Raw genomic sequence first — 17,423 nt, forward strand, 5'->3', positions numbered from 1 at the left:
TCGCACCGCCGCACGCGCCGCCGACCTCCTCTCGCAGCCTCGGATGTGACCAGGTCGCGACCGGCATCGGTCGGAGCGGGGTCGTTGCGGTTATCCGGGCGGAACCGCACCGGCCAGGCGCACCATCGGCATCCGTGCCGACAGGGACTCTCTGCCCATCTTGAGGCCGCCGCTGCGCGTCGCGGCGTTGCGTCGGAGTTCCGGGAGATGATCGAGGTAGATCGACGGAGACGACGTCCGAGCTCGCGTCTCGAAAGGCCCTGAACGCGAGAAGTGCGATCTCCTCACGTTCCCCAAACGAGAGATACCGCCCGGAAGACGGCTTGGCCGAGGAACTGAACATCCTGGTGGCATGCCGCCTGCCTCTCGGACAATCTGGTTCCGACAGGCTGCGACATGCCAGCCGTCAGCGCAGCATCCTCACTGGTCATTCCCTGCGCGATCCCCAAGTAGAACCGCGGGAGTTCAGATCGCGCCGCCACTGGTGGTCGTCCGGCGACGGCAATGGCGCCCGCCCAGACCGGTGTGATCTTCGCTTTCAAATGACCATCGCGACCTCCTTCGCTCGGGTGTTGCGATGACCCTTCAATCCGTCCAATACGTCTCGTCAAATACACCGAGCAGCTGACGGAAGCTGGCATCGAGCCTCGGTCGGCAGCGTAGGTATTCCTACGACAACGCGCTGGCCGAGACGATCAACGGACTATACAAGGCCGTCATCACCGGCGCGGGCCGTGGCGCTCCTTCGAGGCGGTCGAGTTCTCCATGCTGGGCTGGGTGGACTGGTTTAACAATCGCCGGCTGCTGGAGCCGATCGGCAATATCCCGCCGGCCGAAGCCGAGGAGCGCTACTACGCGATGCTGGAAAAACCCGCCATGGCAGCGTGACTCAAACGAAACGTCTCCGGCAACCCCGGGGGCGGTTCGGCGATTTAAGTGTGCGGCTGTTTCAGGCCTGGAGTTCAAGGCTGGATGCATTCCTTCCAGACGCCAGTTGCGGGATGTCCTGTTCCGAGCTAATCAGCTCACGGCATCATTCTGCGTCTGCCAGACAACATGGCGCAGATCCCGTCTTCGCTCCGCAGAACCGTTTGCCATACTGATTTCTGCCGGCCCAAGTGAACCGGTCGGCATTCGGCGGTAACTCTCCCCCAGCGCAGGGTCGCAGAAAATTCGTCTTGGATTCGAGCGTCGCCGTTCTGTGCATCGGCCCGAGATGTTGCAGCGCCCCATCGCGCCGAGGCTGTCCGCAAGTTACATAAGTATCCCGCCATGCACCGCGCCGACCGAATCGACGTGCCGATTCTAGATGTCGATGTGCGCGGTGATGCATTCCGGGGTGACCTCGTCGCGCTCAACCCCACGAGTCTTCTGGCACCTTCGAGTCGGCATGCGCCTGATGTCCTTGTCGCTCCAAGGCTCTGGTACATGTCCGGATGGGATTGAAAGTCGCTTTCTCGGTCATTGGTACTCCCCCTCACATAGGCGCTCAACGTCAATTGCCGTAGCAAAGCCAGCCATAGAAGCTAGCGCTCGGCAGACGGCACGCGTCCACCGAAGATTTACAGTCCTCCTTCTCCTCGGTACCCTGATCTGAAGGGAAAGATTGATCGCCTGGCGAGATTGCCGTTGGCCGATCGACAAACAGGAGGAAGGGGTGGCCCGAGGCCGACAGGAATTGACTGTGGCTCTTGGAAGTCTTGGCCGCGTTTGGTTCCTTAGAGACCTCAACCGCACTGGTGACCGTCACGCGCCTTACCATCTCTCTCATGTCAGCCGTCGCCACGCCCCTGGCGTGTGCGCCGCTCCTGTTACCGCGCACGTAATGATGACTTTGCGTCCCGCGAGCAAGAAGTTCCAGTGATTTATCTGGGCGAATCTAATCGAAATGCGATTCAGCGTGCGAGCCGCGAGAGTTATTTCAACGGGCGAAGATTTATGATCGGGCTCCAATCGCCTATATCATCACTGTACCGCCGGATACCGAGGTGCATTGTTTGCGCATCAAGCTCGCTGGTCGGAGGCCAAAATTGGGGCGCCCGCAGTCACCCTCCGAGACACGGCGTTCACTATGATGCCCTCGGCCCCCGTGCCTATGGCAAAGCTTCGTGTTGGCCGCCCGGCCCTGCAGAAACGTTGGAGACTGGTTGATTCGCATCATTGCACGGCACCGGCTCGATTATGTGGTGATACAGATGAGCCCGGCCGCGCCACGCCGGCCATGGCCAGCCCGGCCGATTTTTGCGCTTGATCGACGTGCACGGCCGCCTGTGTTAGTACCCGCATGCGCCCTTTGGCGTAGTACCAAATTGGCGCTTGAACGCGGTGCAGAAGTTGGAGGTGTGAGCGTAGCCTACCTCGTAGGCGACCCGTTTGAGGGAGGTATTGCCGCCCTCTAACAGCAATCTTGCTCGCTTCATTCTGCGCTCGGTGATGTATTGGGCGTAGCTGACGCCCATTTCTTTGCGCAACTCATCCGATAGGTCCTGGATAGACACGCCAAGAGTAGTGGCAAGCTCCGCTAGGGAGGGCGGGTTGTTCAGGTTTGGGTCGACCATGGTCTTGACGTACTCGACGCGATTCAAGGCGAGGTCGGAACGGGATAGGAAATCGCCATCGGACAGGAGCGCGCTCAGGCTGAGGCAGAGGAGCTCTTGGGATTTAATCGCGATATGGCTTTTGGAGAGCAATGGATGAATGCTAGGGGTCAGCAATTGTTCCGCTGCTGACATAAGAGCATACGGGAGTGGTCGTGAATACCAGAATGCCTCGGCCTTATTACCGTCAAGGCCTGAAAAATTGGGAAAGCAGATCGGATAAAAGCCGAACAGCGAGGACAGTCTATCTGGCCAGACGCCGACGGACAGAGACAGCTCGTTGGCGCCGCGGTGCCAGATACTTCGTTTGTTAAGTCCCGGCGGCTGATAATAAACGGCGAGCGTCGGCATAATCAATTCACAGCGATGTGCGCTACCAAGCTCGATCCCCCGCGATCCGGACAGGTGGAGGAGAAACACCATGCGCCCAACGCCTAGTTCGTCGTCGTGAAATTCGCCCTTGGCCCGCAGCTTGCGGATTGTCAGACAGGGCTTCTCATAGTCATAATAGCCGACCACCTGACCCATGGCGTGCTGCACGGGAGGCAGTAGTCGGTGGGTGCCGATCGCTTCGCTTCCGTCGGCACCCTCGATGCGGAAATTGCTTCCCTCGTTCAGGCGGCGAACAAATTCATCCGTGTTGATCAAGTGCTGCCCTCATCGGCGGACCACGCAATGCGTACGACGGCCGCTGAATGGTTGAGGTGGGCCGACCAAAACATCGCTCATCCCGTTATTCCAGTAGCAGTACTTTTACGGCTAAAGTCCGGGAGCGTCAACGAGGACTCACATGCGTTAGACCGGGCGGTACATAGCACGTGCCTCGCCTAACTTAGGGATAGCGTCTCCTCTTACACAATGTTTCATACGGGGCCATGGCAAACTTTGTACCGTTTGCGGATGCATCCAGCGTCGGACGACTCGGAGCCCTTCTGCTTGCAGAGTGCCGACGCGGCACGGACTGGCCGAGTTGGTAAGCTTGGCGCTGGCAAGCGTGCTTCAGTATGCGAACGCCGGGAAACATCAAATGCACGACCCGGCGCGTAGGGCGCTCCTTGTATTCTCATCTCCGGTTGATCTGGTGCGTGCGGTCATTATGACAGAGGGTGGCTGACCACTTCACCAAGCAGAAGGTTCGCATCACGCGCGGGCGCAACGACGCCAAGTGTTGGAACGGGCGCCGGCAAAGCTTTAAAGCGAGCCCGGCCAGTGCGTGACGACGTGAGGGCTTGGGAGCTCAAATCGCATGCCCGCAGAATGAAACGTGACGGCGCATAATGGTTCTTGCCTTCTCAGACTCTTCGTTTTCTTGCATTGTGGCCGCCAGAACGAAATGAGGGGGCGTCATCCAAACGCCTAACAGAAGTCAGTTGATTGAGCCGCCGGAGCTGATTAGGCCGCCGGAGGACTTCACGAGCCGATAGGAAGCTCGGCAATCGGACGTTCGGTACCGACCTATCAAATAGCCGCCTAGGATTTACATCATGCACAAGAAGACCGTCGACACCTTGGTTGTGAATGGGGACATCTTCACTGGAGACAGAGACAAGCCGCACTACCGACCCGGTGCGATTGCCATTAAGGATAGCGTCATCGTGGGCGTTGGTCCTGAGTCCGAAATATTGTCCTCTTACGAGGCTACCCAGAAGATCGATGCTCGTGGCGCTTTGGTGCATCCGGGATTCATCGAGACGCACCTGCATATGACAGCCATGGCCTATCACGGCGCTCCGTTTTCACCTCAGAATGCAGCCGCAACAAAGGTGAACTATTCTACGCTGAAAAGTGCAACCACCCCGACAATTACTGCTGCGTATACTGCCGCAGCTGCATGTTCGATGTTGCAACGTGGTTTCACGCTATTCTTCGAAGCCGGCACGGTTTTCGAGACGGATGCTTTCGCCGAATCGATGACCAAGTGCGGAGTCCGCGCGATGGTCTCAGCCCCATTCGCTTGGGATGACTTGTCGACCTATGAAGATGTCTGGCCTCATATGATGCCCGATGCACTAAAAAAGCGCGCTCCCGCTGAAGCCCGCCGCGTCATTGATCAGTGGAGGCACGAGATTGTCCGAAACAAGGACGAAGACGCTCTAGTACGCGGATATGTCGGACTTTACGGAGGAGCTACAGCGACGGACGAACTAACGCGAGAAGCCGTGAAAATGGCGGAGGAGTCAAAAACTATATTTTGGCAGCATCAATCATTCAATGCCGAATTCGATGAAGAAGAAAAGAAAAAGTGGGGCGATACGGGTGCGGTACGTATGGACAGGCTAGGTGCTCTGAATCCCAACACCACGCTGGCACATATGAACGTACTCGATGAAAAGGATATTGAGCTCATTCTAGAAAAAAGGCCCGGCCTCTCCTGGTGCCCCAACAATGCGCTAGGATATCGAATCACGCCGCCCCATAAATGCTGGTTTCCGTATCTCTACAAAAACGGGATAAGAGTATCGCTCGGCATCGATACAATTGTTATCCATCCGATCGGAATCGCTGGGCTTCTCAGTCTTTATCTTTCCGCGTCGTTCGGGGACCGACTAAACGACGCTGATCCATTCTATATGCAGACGATCGACGCGGCGAACAATGTGGGCCTCGGCGACCGGCTTGGCAGTCTTACCGTCGGCAAACGCGCGGACGTGGTGATCAGGGAGGCCCGCGACATCACCCACCTGTCCTGGCGCGACGATACGGGCATTTTGTTGTCGCTGTCGTCGTCGATGATCCCTGTCGATACTGTCATAATCGACGGTAGGACTGTGATGGAGAAGGGCCGCCTCACCACGATGGATCAGGATGCGATCCTGGCCGAGGCGGTGCGCCAACGCGATCTACTGGCAGAAAGTCTGTCTACCTAAGCTCTCAAGGCGATCTTAGTAAGAGAACCAATCACTAGTGGGGAGCACCGAAAGGGTTCATGTCCAAAGTCTTTGATGCCATCGTAGTTGGGGCCGGCAATAACGGTCTCGCCTGCAGCTGTTACCTGGCCAAAGCCGGCCTAAAGGTGCTTGTGCTTGAGCGGCGCCACATCGTTGGTGGCGCGGCAGTGTCCGAAGAGATTATTCCCGGCTTCACCTTCTCCGTTTTCTCCTATGTCGCCGCGCAGCTTCATCCGAAGGTGGTCTCCGACCTCGAACTCAAGAAATATGGACTTCAATCCTTCAAGGCAGACTATCGCACCTTCCGACCCGTGGACCAAGAGCGCTCCATGATGTTCGGAGGCGACATCGCACAGATGCAGACGGTGCTGTCCCGGTTCTCCAAGGCTGATGCCGCTCGGTATCCGGAATTCCGCAAGTATCTTTCGGGCGTTTCCGAGTTTGTCCACCACTTGAAGCTGCAGACACCGGTCGATCTCGTCGCTGCTTCGATAGGCTCACGGGTGAAGACGGCAGGATTCCTGTGGGAGCACCGCAACGTCGGCGAGGATTTTTACAAACTCATAGATCTATTTACTCAGAGTTCCAATGATTACCTGAGCCGTTGGTTTGAAAGCAGTGAAGTAAAGGCCGCGTTCGCGTTTGCAGTGGGCGGGAGCTTGATTGGGCCCAAGAGCCCTGGGTCCGCCTGGCTGGCGCTGCATGGCGGCAGTACCGGCCTTGCAGATAAAGACGCCATCAGCGGTCAGGTCGTCGGTGGGATGGGATCAATCACACAGGCCATGGCTCGGTGCGCAGAGGATCATGGCGTGGAGATTCGCCTCAACAGCGATGTCACGCAGATCCAGACGCGCAACGGCCGAGTGCATTCCGTCGTAACGAGTGGCGGTGATGAGTTCATCGCACGAACTGTGGTGGGGAATGTCAATGCCAAGGTGCTATTCGGAAAGCTCGTGGCGACAAGTGACCTCCCAGGTGAATTCGTCTCGGACATCGCGCAGTTCAAGACGAACGGGTCCGCGTTCAAGTTGAATATTGCATGCGAGAATCCTCCACAGTTCTCATCTTTCAACAAACAGGAAACGGGCATGGACAGCCCACCTATCGTCCAGATCGCTCCAAACATGGGATATCTCGAACAGGCCTACGAAGAGGCGAAGCCTGGCTGGTATTCATCGCGACCGTCCATGATCATGACGATCCCGACCGTCCTCGAGCCCAGCCTAGCACCGAAAGGAAAGCATATTGTTCAAATCTATGGTGGACATACATCCTATGAATTGACAGACGGCTCGTGGGGCCAGGAGCGGCCGAGATTCCTGAAGTCAGTGTTCGATACCATCGACGAATTGGCACCCGGATTTTCCGACGGTGTCATTGATACGCAGCTCCTCCTGCCCAAGGATATCGAGGAGCAGCTCAACATTCCTAACGGCCATATCAATCACGGGGACATGTCCCTTGATCAGATGTTCTTTATGCGGCCCGTCCCTCACTATTCGGACTATCGATCACCGATCAGAGGTCTCTATCAATGCGGAGCGTCGTGCCATCCCGGAGGTGGTGTCTCTGGTGTGCCCGGCCACAATGCATCGCGGGAAATCCTGAAGGATCTCGGGATACGTCGGGCGCGCACGGCATAAGACTCGCTTCTATAGCTGGCGAAATATCGAGAGCAGCTCCGCTGGACAGGAAAATCAGTTGACTGGGAGAGAACCATGAAAAACAGCCCTTTCAACGTGAGTCGCCGAGCCTTTCCTCCGGGAGGGCGCCGCGCTCGGCGGTGTATCGTCGCTGCCGGCAAGCCATCGTCGCAAGCCATCTGGGCTGCCGAGGGCAAGGTTCTCAACGTGTGACCGGTCAGGCGGCCCCAGGAATTGTCGGCCGACGGGATATTGAACTGATAGGGATTTGAATGGCCGCCCCCGGCGAGAAACTGCGAATCAATTCAGAGCGTTTGTGGGATTCCATCCTGGAGATGGCGAAGATCGGCCCGGGCATTGCCGGCGGCAACAATCGCCAGACGCTAACCATTTCCGACAAGCAGGGCCGCGAACTGTTCAAGTCTTGGTGCCGTGAGGCCGGCCTCACGACGGGCGTGGACCAGATGGGTACCATGTTCATGACGCGCGCCGGCACCGATCCTGACGCGCTGCCGGTCTATGTCGGCTCTCACCTCGATACGCAGCCGACCGGCGGCAAATATGACGGTGTCCTCGGTGTGCTTTCTGGGCTGGAGGTCGTGCGCTCACTTAACGATCTCGGCATCAAGACCAAGCATCCGATCGTCGTCACCAACTGGACGAATGAAGAAGGCGCGCGTTTCGCACCGGCCATGCTCGCCTCCGGCGTGTTCGCCGGCGTGCATACGCTGGACTACGCCTACGGCCGTACGGATCCGGAGGGCGCGACTTTCGGCGACGAACTGAAGAGGATCGGCTGGGTCGGTGACGAGAATGTTGGCGCGCGCAAGATGCACGCCTATTTCGAGTATCACATCGAGCAAGGACCGATCCTCGAGGCCGAGAACAAGCAGATTGGTGTGGTGACCCACTGCCAGGGCCTGTGGTGGCTGGAATTCACACTGACCGGCAGGGAAGCGCACACCGGATCGACGCCCATGAGGATGCGCGTCAATGCCGGCCTCGCCATGGCCCGCATCCTGGAGATGGTGCAGACAGTTGCCATGGAAAACCAACCCGGCGCCGTGGCGGGGGTCGGCCAGGTGAAGTTCTCGCCCAACTCGCGCAACGTGTTGCCAGGCAATGTGATCTTTACCGTCGACATCCGCTCGCCGGACCAGGCGAAGCTCGACGGCATGCGCGACCGCGTCGAGAAGGGGGCTCCGAAGATCTGCGAGGCGCTCGGCGTGAGATGCTCAGTCGAGGCGGTCGGCCATTTCGATCCGGTGACCTTCGATCCGACGCTGGTCGGCCGCGTGCGCACCGCTGCCGAAAAGCTGGGCTACAGTCACATGAACATCATCTCGGGCGCCGGCCACGACGCCTGCTGGGCGGCCAAGGTCGCGCCGGCGACTATGGTCATGTGCCCCTGCGTCGCCGGTCTCAGCCATAATGAGGCCGAGGACATCTCCAAGGAATGGGCGGCGGCGGGCGCCGACGTGCTGTTTCACGCGGTGGCCGAGACGGCGGGAATATTCGAACAGTGGCCGACATCAAATGTGGCAGCTGAGACTTGATCGGACACTAGGTGCGCCATAGCATGACGCCGGAGCACTACCGCCAAGCGGATGATGGCGAAAGCGAGCAAACGGTTCTCGAAACGCTGCGCGGACGAGCTTCAAGCCCTTGTCATCACTGAAGACCCAGAGACCGGTTGCGGCCTTCATCGGAGAGCCGGTGCTTGGTATCGGCGGCATCGTTCCGCCCCCAGAGGGATATTTGAGCGCCATTCAAAGCGGTGCTCGACAAGTGCGGTATCCTTCTAATCCCGACGAAGTGGTCTGCGGTTTAGGGTGAATCGTGAGAAATTAGGCTCCCAAGCTCTATGGTATGCTTCCAGAGTTTGTAACTATCGAGCTTGAGTTCCGCCTATCTCCCCATATCGGGGGCAGTCAAAGGCGACCGCGTTTGATCGGTCTTGGAACAAAGGACCGGAAAATCACAGCCATCTTGGCCATGGCTGGACATATTCTGTGGCCGGCCCCAATCGGGTGATCCATGTTGAACATTAGTGCATTTCTGCGCCTCGGTTGGGGTGGCCGGCGAAGCTGGTCCGGGTTGCGCAGCCGGCTGCAGGATTGCATCTGGTGCTGGGTCTGTAGTCCAAAGATGAATGCAGTCGCACCGCTATTGTACAACTCGACCACGGAAGGCCTACAGGACCGATGTTGAGCGCGAGCTTCTTCATCCATGGCATCCCTGGGCTGAGCGCAAGCTTATCCATGAGGTGATCGAGACGGGTGACGTGGCGGTCTTCCGCTGCACCCTTTCTGGCCAGCCATTGCACCGATGGCTGGAGCGCAAAGCGATCCTTTATATGCGGCAGTCGTCAGCTCATCAGGGTGCAGCACCACGGGCGATAGCCGTAGCGGCCATGTTGGAGGGCGAGCGCGATGATATCGGCCGTCAAGTCCGCTTCATCGGCGGGTGTCGTCGGAACCTACCGAGAACCCGGCACGCCCGTCGTTCGGGAAGGCCACACGCAGGCACGGCGACATGCGGGGCTTAGAAGTTTCGAAGTTTCCCCGCGCGGCTTCCGCCAGGATCATCTTGTCCAGCGTCGGGTCGGAGACGGCGCGCCGAAGCCGCGCGTTCTCCGTCTCAAGTTCTTTCCTTTCAGCCGCTTGACCTGATCGCCCTTCTGACCATATTCCGACCGCCAAACCATAGCATGTGACTTTCGGAGTTCATTGGGCAATCTGAAGCCGCCGTCGCGCCTCGGGTGGCGTGGCGACTCCTATCTGCAACTCTGAAAGTATGCGGGTAATCTTCTCGACCTGCTTCGCATTGCTTTCAGCCAGAAGTCCCGGTGCAAGCCAGAGACTGTCCTCGAGACCGACGCGCACATTGCCCCCCATAATTGCGGCAATAGTGCAAAGAGACATCTGGTTTCTGCCCGCAGGCAACGCCGACCATTCGACATCGTCGCCGAACAGCCTCGCCGCGGTCTGTTTCATGAAGGCAAGGTTGTCGGCGTCTGCTCCGATACCGCCAAGGATTCCCATGACGAACTGAACGAACGGCTTGCTCTTGACCAGATTCCGGTCCAGAAGATGGGCCAAGTTGTAGAGATGCCCAACGTCATAGGCTTCGAACTCGAAGCGAGTGCCGAACCGGCCTGCTAGTTCGCCAATTATCCTCTCCATATCGGCAAAGGTATTCCGGAAGAAGCTGCTGCTGGTGGCTTCTAGGAACGGCTTCTCCCATTCATATTTCCAGGTTCGCTCCTTATTTGCCAAAGGATGCAGGGCGAAATTCATGGTGCCGAGATTGAGGGAACAGAGTTCGGGCCGGAGCCGGATCGGGGCCTCAAGTCTCTCTTCCACCGACATTTGCGCACTGCCGCCCGTCGTGATGCTAAGCAACGCATCGCTTTCTGCGCGGATGCGTTCCACCACACGTTCGAACCGTTCCGCATCCGAACTCGGGCGTCCAGTCTCCGGGTCGCGGACGTGAAGATGAATGACCGTCGCGCCGGCATCAGCCGCCGCGAGCGCCTGCGAAACGATGTCGTCCTCGGTGATGGGCAGATAGGGTGACATCGACGGCGTATGGATCGATCCCGTAATCGCGCAGGTGACGATGGCGTTGCGAGGAACCATTAGGCTGCTCCGATCTCAGAAAGGGCCTGTCGCACCGACAATCCGAGTTTGTCGGCGATTTCGGTCAGTTCCGCGTCTGTGGCGTTATACCTGGGAGAGATGATGATCGTGTCGCCTGCAACGCCATCCACATTGCCTCCCGACGGATAGCAGATGAGGCCATTTTGCAACGATCTTCGCCGCACTCTCAGGAAGGCTTGGCTGCGGGGGTCGAACGGAGCTTTGGTGGCGGCATCGGCAACGAGCTCTATGCCAACGAAGTAACCCCGCCCGCGAATATCGCCGACCGCCGCGACTCCGTCGAGCGCGTCGTGCAGCAGGGAAATCAGCTTTGGCCCGTTGGCCGAGACGCGTTCCACAAGCCGCTCACGCTCGATTATACTCTGAACCGCCACGCCGGCGGCGCAAGCCGTGGTATGGCCCGTGAAGGTATGACCGGTCTGCGGTCCCCCGTAGACTGATCTGAGGACTTCGCCGACTTTGCGGCTGTAAACGGCGGCTCCCAGCGGAATGTATCCGGCTGCCAGCCCCTTTGCTATCGGCATGATGTCTGGAACTACACCGTCATGTTCCAGTGCGCGGAAAGTGCCGCAGCGCCCGCTTCCGCACATTACCTCGTCTGCGATCATGAGGACACCATGCCGATCGCATATGTCGCGAATGCGAGCCGCATACCCGGGTGGCGCGGGCACGACGCCACCGGCGGCGCCTACGACGGGCTCAAAGACAAAGGCGGCGACGTTCTCGGGGCCGATCTCCCGAATGGCATCCTCCAGTTCGGCTGCGCAATGTGCGGCAATATCCTCCGCAGCTACGCCAGCCGGCGACCGGTAGGTGTTGGCCGGAGAGAGAAAGCACGAGGGCAGCAAGGCACCTTCGTAGGCTTCGCGGCGCTCTTTGAAGCCAGAGATGGAGAGCGCGCCGAGCGTGTTGCCATGCCACGAGCGCTGACGGGAAATGAAGCGACGCCTACTCCTTTCTCCCCGACCAGTATGATACTGGAGCGCCAGTTTCATCGAGGACTCCACGGCCTCTGATCCGCCAGACACGAACACCATGGCGTCAAGGTCGCCGCCACACTTCGCAGTGATGAGGGCGGTCAATTCTTCGAGTGGATCGCTGGTGAATATGTATCGGTACCCATGCATCACGCGATTGAATTGGTCATGAATGGCTGCAATGACTTCTTCATTGCCATAGCCGATGCTGTAAACGGCAGGCCCCCCGGAGCCATCGATGTATTGCTTGCCGTCGGCGTCGAAGACATAGCCGCCCTGACCATGGGACACCTTGGGCAATGCGCCTGCGGCAATCGTTGTTGAAGTCTCTAAAGCCGCTGCGGCAGTAGGCATCACAAACCTCTTCTCAGCGGCATGGTTAGACAGTGTGTCGAGCCGCCTTCGAGCACGAACTGTTGGAGATCCGGTTCCAGCACCTTAAGTCCGTTGGCACGAATCCGCGCGTTGACCTCGGGCTGCTGTTTGGCAGACAGAACAACATCGTTGCCGAGCGCGGTAACGTTGCAGCCCATCCGCATCACATCGCCGTAGCCCACATGAATGAGTTCGTACCTGTGTGAGAGCCAGTCGACATCAGCAGCATCCAGAATGTCGGTTGCGCATAGCGCAAGCCGGTCGTTCAGCACGCTGAAAAGCACATCGAGATGGAGGAAATGGGCTGGAACGCGGATCTTTCGCACATTCCAGCCCTCGCATTCCACCCAGCGCGCGACCTGGTCCGCACCTTTCAAGAAGGTCCGGACTTCATTCACACCGATGATAATCTCCCCCTCTCTGAGAATCTGGACGTCGCCACCCTCGACCGGAGCCGCCGTAACGCGTTTCCAGATGGGCAGCTCAAGATCCGAGGCGAAATCTTCAATAGCGCCCCATTCGCCGCGACGTTCCGGGCGGGCCATTTGTGCAATGAGCATGCCCCAGGGAGTCATAATCCCGCTATCGCGGACGAACGTCTGCATCGGCAAATGTTCATCGGGCTCGAGGAAGTGGCATGTCACCCCCTCTCCCTCGAGCGCGGCGACCAATTCCTGGTGTTGGGAAATGGCGGCGTCTAGGTCGACTGACGCGCCTGAAGACTTTGACTGCTCAACAATCGCGTTCTCGGCGGCCCAGTCATAGTAAGTGGGGCGACAGAGCGCGACCTCCTGAAGAATACCGTGTTCGCCACGCACGAACTCCCGGCCGTCTGTCTGGCGTACCTGCCGCGGGCTGGTCTTCGGCATGTTTCCTCCTGATGGAATTCGTTAAAGCCAGTCTATGTGAAGGTGGTCACGGCCCAAGATGATGATGGAACTTCGGCAGTCGGTCCGTCGGCGAATGCCGATGTGAAGTCAGCCCTCATCAACTATTCAAGAGGCTCAGTTCGCGAGCATTGAGCTGCCGGAGTCGCCCGATTTTCATGACGCGAAATACCACCTTGGGACGGCGATCGGCGGCGCAGGAGCGACGTTGCGCTACAATAGCGGGCAGACTGGAAGAAGAGCACTGGGCCGTCCTTCAGGGCAGGTCGCTATCCACCTCCTCATATGGTCTCGCGAGATCTGGTGAAGGTTCGCTAAAGTAACAAAAATCCTACATCACGGGAGAGACCACGCCAGTGAAGAGAATGATTTTAGATTAGGTAGTCGGTTATGTCGTCTTCTTCATTGTTGTAGTTTCTCACATAAATCCGATTGCCGCGCCGAAATATGTATGGTCTTTGCGCGGGTATCTTTCCCAATTTTGTCGTAATCACATAGCTCGGGACGGAAAAACCGGTTTCGAACCCGACAAGTCCATCGACAATGTCTTGGCCTTGCTCGAGATCAGTCACAAAATGGGAAACGCCAGTGACACGATCACAATGGTATAGATAGTACGGCCTCACCCGTATTTCGATGAGCCTGCGAAAGAGCGCCTTCAGGGTCTCAAGATTATCATTAATGCCCTTCAATAGGACCGTCTGATTTTGCACGGGAATACCGTGCCGAAGGAGGCGGTCGCAGGCTTCAGCAGCCTCTGCAGACACTTCGATCGGATGATTGAAGTGCGTGCTAAGCCATATGGGCCGATATTTATCCAGCATCCTGCATAGCTCATCGGTAATGCGCTGAGGCAAAAAGACAGGACAACGAGATCCGATTCTTATTATCTTGACGTGCGGTATAGATCGCAACCTGCTTATTATTTCCTCTAACTTTCCATCATTGAGCATGAGTGGATCGCCACCTGTTAATAGTACGTCGGATATTTCTTTATGCCCGACTATATACTCGAAATCAGGATCGTAAGAGACATCATAATCCGTGTTATAATATGTGCCTTTCTCATTAGACGTATGGTATTTTCTGGTGCAAAAACGGCAATAAACAGGACACGTGTTGGAAACTAAAAAAACGACCCTATTCGGGTATTTGTGTATAACCCGGCGCGTCTTAATGAATATCGCATCCCCAACCGGATCAACATCCGAGCCCACATCAGTATTCATTTCATCCGCATGAGGTATGGCTTGCAGGCGAATCGGACATTGGTCATCCGTCTTCGACATCAATGACGCGTAGTACGGAGTCACCATCCACCGGTAGGTGCCTTTGACCGCATCAATCGCTGTAGCATCTTGGCCGCTTAGGTCAACCCATTGCGCGAGCTTGTCCTTCGTCCTGATTAGATTGCCCATATGGAATTTCCAGTCGTTCCACACGGCGTCGGTGAAATTTTCTTTCGTCAACAACATGGTAGGGACTCCGCAGTTTCAGATGTTCGACGTTCGAATGGGCGCATTTGTTCAAAGCGGCACTGCTATTTCAGTATCGCTCGCAGCAGCCTTTCCAGCGGCCGCCCCATCGGCGAATACAGCGCCGCCAAGTCACGCTCCAACGTCGCCAGCGCCTCATTCAGAATCGTCGAATGCGACGCAACGGATGAGCGGGCGCACCCGCGCCTCGAGATCAACATAACCGAACAGCTCGCCAGATTGTTCGTCCCGCCGCGCATGCTCGTTCTCCGAATCTCTCCGGAGAAACGAATCACGCTCACGGCCTCACCGCGAAACGCTTTTTGAACAGCCTGTTGGTCTACTGTGTCATCATTTCAACTTATAACACAGTAATTTGTAAAGATATCTGCCATGAATTCCAATTTACTTGTATGCGACAACCACGAGTCGCGGGCCGCAGGGTGTGAATTCTCTACCGTCCTGCCCATAAGCTTCAACAATCTCGAACCCCGCGTTTCGTAACATGCGAACATATTCACAAAATCCATAGTGTCTGACAGAAAGACGCGTTCGTCTTACGGATCCATCGCGGACGACGACCCTCTCGGAATTTCGACGATCGGTAAGGGCGTCGTACTCTATTGTATCGATTCTTAGATCATCGTTACATTGTACGACCTCGTAGGTACGCGACTTGTCACGTAGCAAAGCGAAGCGGTTGAGCTGATCGATTAGCAGACGTCCCCCTTTTCGAAGTGAAGAAGCGGCTTCATGGAGAACTCTCTCATTGTCCGCCTCATCGAAATAGCCAAACGTCGTATACCACAGAAAGGCCGCATCAAAGCGTCCTCGCCAGGGAATTGAACGTATATCTCCAAGCACATACTCAACATCTACTTTGCGTTCTGCCGCATCTGCTTCCGCCTTTCTTAAGAGGACCGGCGACAGGTCCAAGCCGGTTACCCGCGCTCCTCTTTCCGCCAATCGGTTGGTGATCCGCCCATAGCCGCATCCGAGTTCAAGAACTGAGCTGCCTTGCCCAAGTGAAAGAAGCTCCCAAATCGCTCCTACTTCCCGGTCGCTTTTCTCCGACGGATTTACCACGTCACTAAAATGCAGGTAATCTTCACTGAAATAATTTTCAATCTGTGATGATGAAATTGGGGAGCCTGTCTCGGACTTCATGTGATTCCATTCTCATTTGCTCGGGATTACGCTTTGTCACCCTGTCGTATTGGCATGTACTGGATTCGTAGCAGCGCCCATGGGGGTGCGATTTCGCAAGATTGAAGATGCGTTAAAGCTCCATTCGCATCCGACGGTTGTTGAGGTATTCCTTGAACTTATCGCTACGGTCCATGGTCCCCCGTCTCGTTCTAAACCATGCGATCAGCCGAAGGACCTGCCGCAGGCACTTCTCCCGTGCCCGCGTGTTTCGCTGGCGCGTGAAAGCGGTCTTGGCGCCGGCAACAGCGTTTGTTGGTGAGCGCAATCATGGTTGACTTCTTCTCAGTTCGTAGCGTTTGCAGATAAAGCTGCATAGACTGTGCCAAAGGCAAAAAATCACGTCAAAACAGTGGGTCGCGCTGACACTGCCTTGTCGCATGTCCGACATTCGTCGGATATCGGACGGAGCAGGACGTGCACGAATTACCTGGATTCCTGCGCGGGTAAGCAGAGTTCAGCACAACCGCTTTCCGAACAGCCAAAGTCCTATTGTGCCTGACGTGCCACATAGCAACGTCGAGACATCACACCGTCTTGAAATAGTTTCGCTCCTTTGTGGGACGGTAACAGTGCACGCTCATCCGCAAACGCGTGAAGCTCCCAAAATATCCGGACAGGACCCACCTTCATCTGAGAGTGAGTCTTATGACCAAGATTTTGATTGGCATTATCGACGAGAAGCCTATCCGCGGACTTTGCGGGCTCGGAGCAACGGATCCGGGCGCCCCCCCAGCCGAGAAGATACGGATCGTTCAGGCGGTGCGCCAGGTCGCGCGCCAGCGCGGCATCGCCCCGAAACAGCTGTTCACATGGCGCGGGCTCGCAGCACAGGGCGCGTTGACAGCTGCGGGTGTCGGCGAAGGGGTTGTGCCGGGATCGGACTACCGGGCTCTGCAGGCTCAAGTGCGTGAACTCCAGCGCCTTCTCGAACGCTGGAAAGCGAGATCCTCAAAGTCGCCCTCGAACACAGTGCTGCGCATGATGTCGCTGCCGAAGGACGGATGAGCGCAGTTTCCAAGATGTTTGGTGTCGCGCGCTCGGACTGGCCGAGCGGGCGGTCGGACGCACTTCACAGCGCACAGGCCGCCCACCTCATCCGGAAGCAGAGTTGATCGAGGCGTTCAAGACAATCATCGCCGCCAATGTCGACCTACAGCTACCGTCGTCTTGGGCGGTTCTGCGCATCGATGAGGCCGAAGCCGGTGCCCGACCACGAAAGGGTTTACCGGGTCATGCGCGTCCATGGCCTGCTCCTCGACGTCATTCCCCGGGGCGTCGAGCGTCGCCATGACCGGCGCATCGCGTTGAGCACTCCAATCTGCGCTGGTGCTCCGAAGGCTTTGAGATTCGGCTGCGATAATGCCGACAAGGTGCGCATCGCCTTCGCGCTCGACTGTCGTGACCGCGAAGCTATGGGCCATGTCGCCACCATACAAGGTATCAATGAAGGGATGTGCGCGATCTCATGGTTACCGCCGTCGACCATCGCTTCTCCTCGTCAATCGGCTGCCGCAGCTTATCGAATAGTTGAGCGGCAACGGCTCGCGCCACATCGCCGGCCACGCCCGCAACTCCGCCAGTCAGATCGGCCTATTGCCGCTCACCACCCCTGTCGAAAGCCGGCAGTCGAACGGAATGGCCGAAAGCCATCGTGCGGACCTTCAATCGCGATTATTTTCGGGTGAGCCCATGTCCTGACGCCGAAACCTC

The 17,423-nt window shown here is 57.3% G+C and carries 10 protein-coding genes and 4 pseudogenes; 5 read left to right on the top strand and 9 right to left on the bottom strand.

Annotated elements, in window-relative coordinates; genetic code table 11:
• Positions 1-162 precede the first annotated feature (162 nt).
• Positions 163-505, bottom strand: a pseudogene (locus AC0L3O_RS33990) (helix-turn-helix domain-containing protein); the annotation flags it as partial.
• A gap of 101 nt (positions 506-606) precedes the next feature.
• Between AC0L3O_RS33990 and AC0L3O_RS33995 the strand changes: the two are divergent.
• Positions 607-888: pseudogene (locus AC0L3O_RS33995) on the top strand (integrase core domain-containing protein); the annotation flags it as partial.
• 1,385 nt (positions 889-2,273) lie between these two features.
• On the opposite strand, the gene AC0L3O_RS34000 reads toward AC0L3O_RS33995, so the two are convergent.
• Positions 2,274-3,245, bottom strand: a complete 972-nt coding sequence (locus AC0L3O_RS34000; protein WP_473617956.1) for a helix-turn-helix transcriptional regulator — start codon at positions 3,243-3,245, stop codon at positions 2,274-2,276.
• 836 nt (positions 3,246-4,081) lie between these two features.
• On the opposite strand from AC0L3O_RS34000, the gene AC0L3O_RS34005 reads away from it, so the two are divergent.
• From AC0L3O_RS34005 to AC0L3O_RS34015, 3 genes are all read left to right on the top strand, one after another.
• Complete coding sequence (locus AC0L3O_RS34005; protein ID WP_473617957.1) at positions 4,082-5,464, top strand: amidohydrolase family protein; 1,383 nt, start codon at positions 4,082-4,084, stop codon at positions 5,462-5,464.
• Between the two features lie 59 nt (positions 5,465-5,523).
• Complete coding sequence (locus AC0L3O_RS34010; RefSeq protein ID WP_473617959.1) at positions 5,524-7,128, top strand: phytoene desaturase family protein; 1,605 nt, start codon at positions 5,524-5,526, stop codon at positions 7,126-7,128.
• A gap of 272 nt (positions 7,129-7,400) precedes the next feature.
• Positions 7,401-8,684, top strand: coding sequence for a Zn-dependent hydrolase (locus tag AC0L3O_RS34015; RefSeq protein WP_473617960.1), 1,284 nt, complete (start codon positions 7,401-7,403; stop codon positions 8,682-8,684).
• An 839-nt stretch (positions 8,685-9,523) separates the two neighbouring features.
• Here AC0L3O_RS34015 and AC0L3O_RS34020 read toward each other — a convergent pair.
• From AC0L3O_RS34020 to AC0L3O_RS34050, 7 genes and pseudogenes are all read right to left on the bottom strand, one after another.
• Positions 9,524-9,829, bottom strand: a pseudogene (locus AC0L3O_RS34020) (IS3 family transposase); the annotation flags it as partial.
• Between the two features lie 25 nt (positions 9,830-9,854).
• Positions 9,855-10,769, bottom strand: a complete 915-nt coding sequence (gene kce / locus AC0L3O_RS34025) for a 3,5-dioxohexanoate:acetyl-CoA acetone transferase (RefSeq protein ID WP_473617961.1) — start codon at positions 10,767-10,769, stop codon at positions 9,855-9,857.
• On the bottom strand, positions 10,769-12,121 hold the full coding sequence (locus AC0L3O_RS34030; RefSeq protein ID WP_473617963.1) for an aspartate aminotransferase family protein: 1,353 nt from the start codon (positions 12,119-12,121) through the stop codon (positions 10,769-10,771). The genes kce and AC0L3O_RS34030 overlap by 1 nt, the downstream gene beginning before the upstream one ends.
• Positions 12,121-13,011, bottom strand: a complete 891-nt coding sequence (locus tag AC0L3O_RS34035) for a dimethylarginine dimethylaminohydrolase family protein (protein WP_473617964.1) — start codon at positions 13,009-13,011, stop codon at positions 12,121-12,123. The genes AC0L3O_RS34030 and AC0L3O_RS34035 overlap by 1 nt, the downstream gene beginning before the upstream one ends.
• A 389-nt stretch (positions 13,012-13,400) precedes the next feature.
• Positions 13,401-14,504 carry an arginine 2,3-aminomutase gene (gene blsG, locus AC0L3O_RS34040; RefSeq protein ID WP_473617965.1) on the bottom strand — a complete coding sequence of 368 codons (1,104 nt, stop codon included), beginning with the start codon at positions 14,502-14,504 and terminating at the stop codon, positions 13,401-13,403.
• Positions 14,505-14,575: 71 nt separating this feature from the next.
• Positions 14,576-14,735: pseudogene (locus tag AC0L3O_RS34045) on the bottom strand (IS5/IS1182 family transposase); the annotation flags it as partial.
• A gap of 174 nt (positions 14,736-14,909) precedes the next feature.
• The gene (locus AC0L3O_RS34050; protein WP_473617967.1) at positions 14,910-15,671 is read right to left on the bottom strand and encodes a class I SAM-dependent methyltransferase; all 762 of its coding nucleotides are present in this window, start codon (positions 15,669-15,671) and stop codon (positions 14,910-14,912) included.
• 687 nt (positions 15,672-16,358) lie between these two features.
• Between AC0L3O_RS34050 and AC0L3O_RS34055 the strand changes: the two genes are divergently transcribed.
• The gene (locus tag AC0L3O_RS34055) at positions 16,359-16,718 is read left to right on the top strand and encodes a transposase (protein WP_473617968.1); all 360 of its coding nucleotides are present in this window, start codon (positions 16,359-16,361) and stop codon (positions 16,716-16,718) included.
• Positions 16,719-17,423 lie beyond the last annotated feature (705 nt).

This window comes from Mesorhizobium sp. WSM4810 (assembly GCF_055811235.1).

Bases quoted from the DNA above. Each gene is read 5' to 3' on its own strand.
- AC0L3O_RS34005 (WP_473617957.1), top strand. From the start codon at position 4,082: ATGCACAAGAAGACCGTCGACACCTTGGTTGTGAATGGGGACATCTTC.
- AC0L3O_RS34010 (WP_473617959.1), top strand. From the start codon at position 5,524: ATGTCCAAAGTCTTTGATGCCATCGTAGTTGGGGCCGGCAATAACGGT.
- AC0L3O_RS34015 (WP_473617960.1), top strand. From the start codon at position 7,401: ATGGCCGCCCCCGGCGAGAAACTGCGAATCAATTCAGAGCGTTTGTGG.
- kce (WP_473617961.1), bottom strand. From the start codon at position 10,769: ATGGTTCCTCGCAACGCCATCGTCACCTGCGCGATTACGGGATCGATC.
- AC0L3O_RS34030 (WP_473617963.1), bottom strand. From the start codon at position 12,121: ATGCCTACTGCCGCAGCGGCTTTAGAGACTTCAACAACGATTGCCGCA.
- AC0L3O_RS34035 (WP_473617964.1), bottom strand. From the start codon at position 13,011: ATGCCGAAGACCAGCCCGCGGCAGGTACGCCAGACAGACGGCCGGGAG.
- blsG (WP_473617965.1), bottom strand. From the start codon at position 14,504: ATGTTGTTGACGAAAGAAAATTTCACCGACGCCGTGTGGAACGACTGG.
- AC0L3O_RS34050 (WP_473617967.1), bottom strand. From the start codon at position 15,671: ATGAAGTCCGAGACAGGCTCCCCAATTTCATCATCACAGATTGAAAAT.
- AC0L3O_RS34055 (WP_473617968.1), top strand. From the start codon at position 16,359: ATGACCAAGATTTTGATTGGCATTATCGACGAGAAGCCTATCCGCGGA.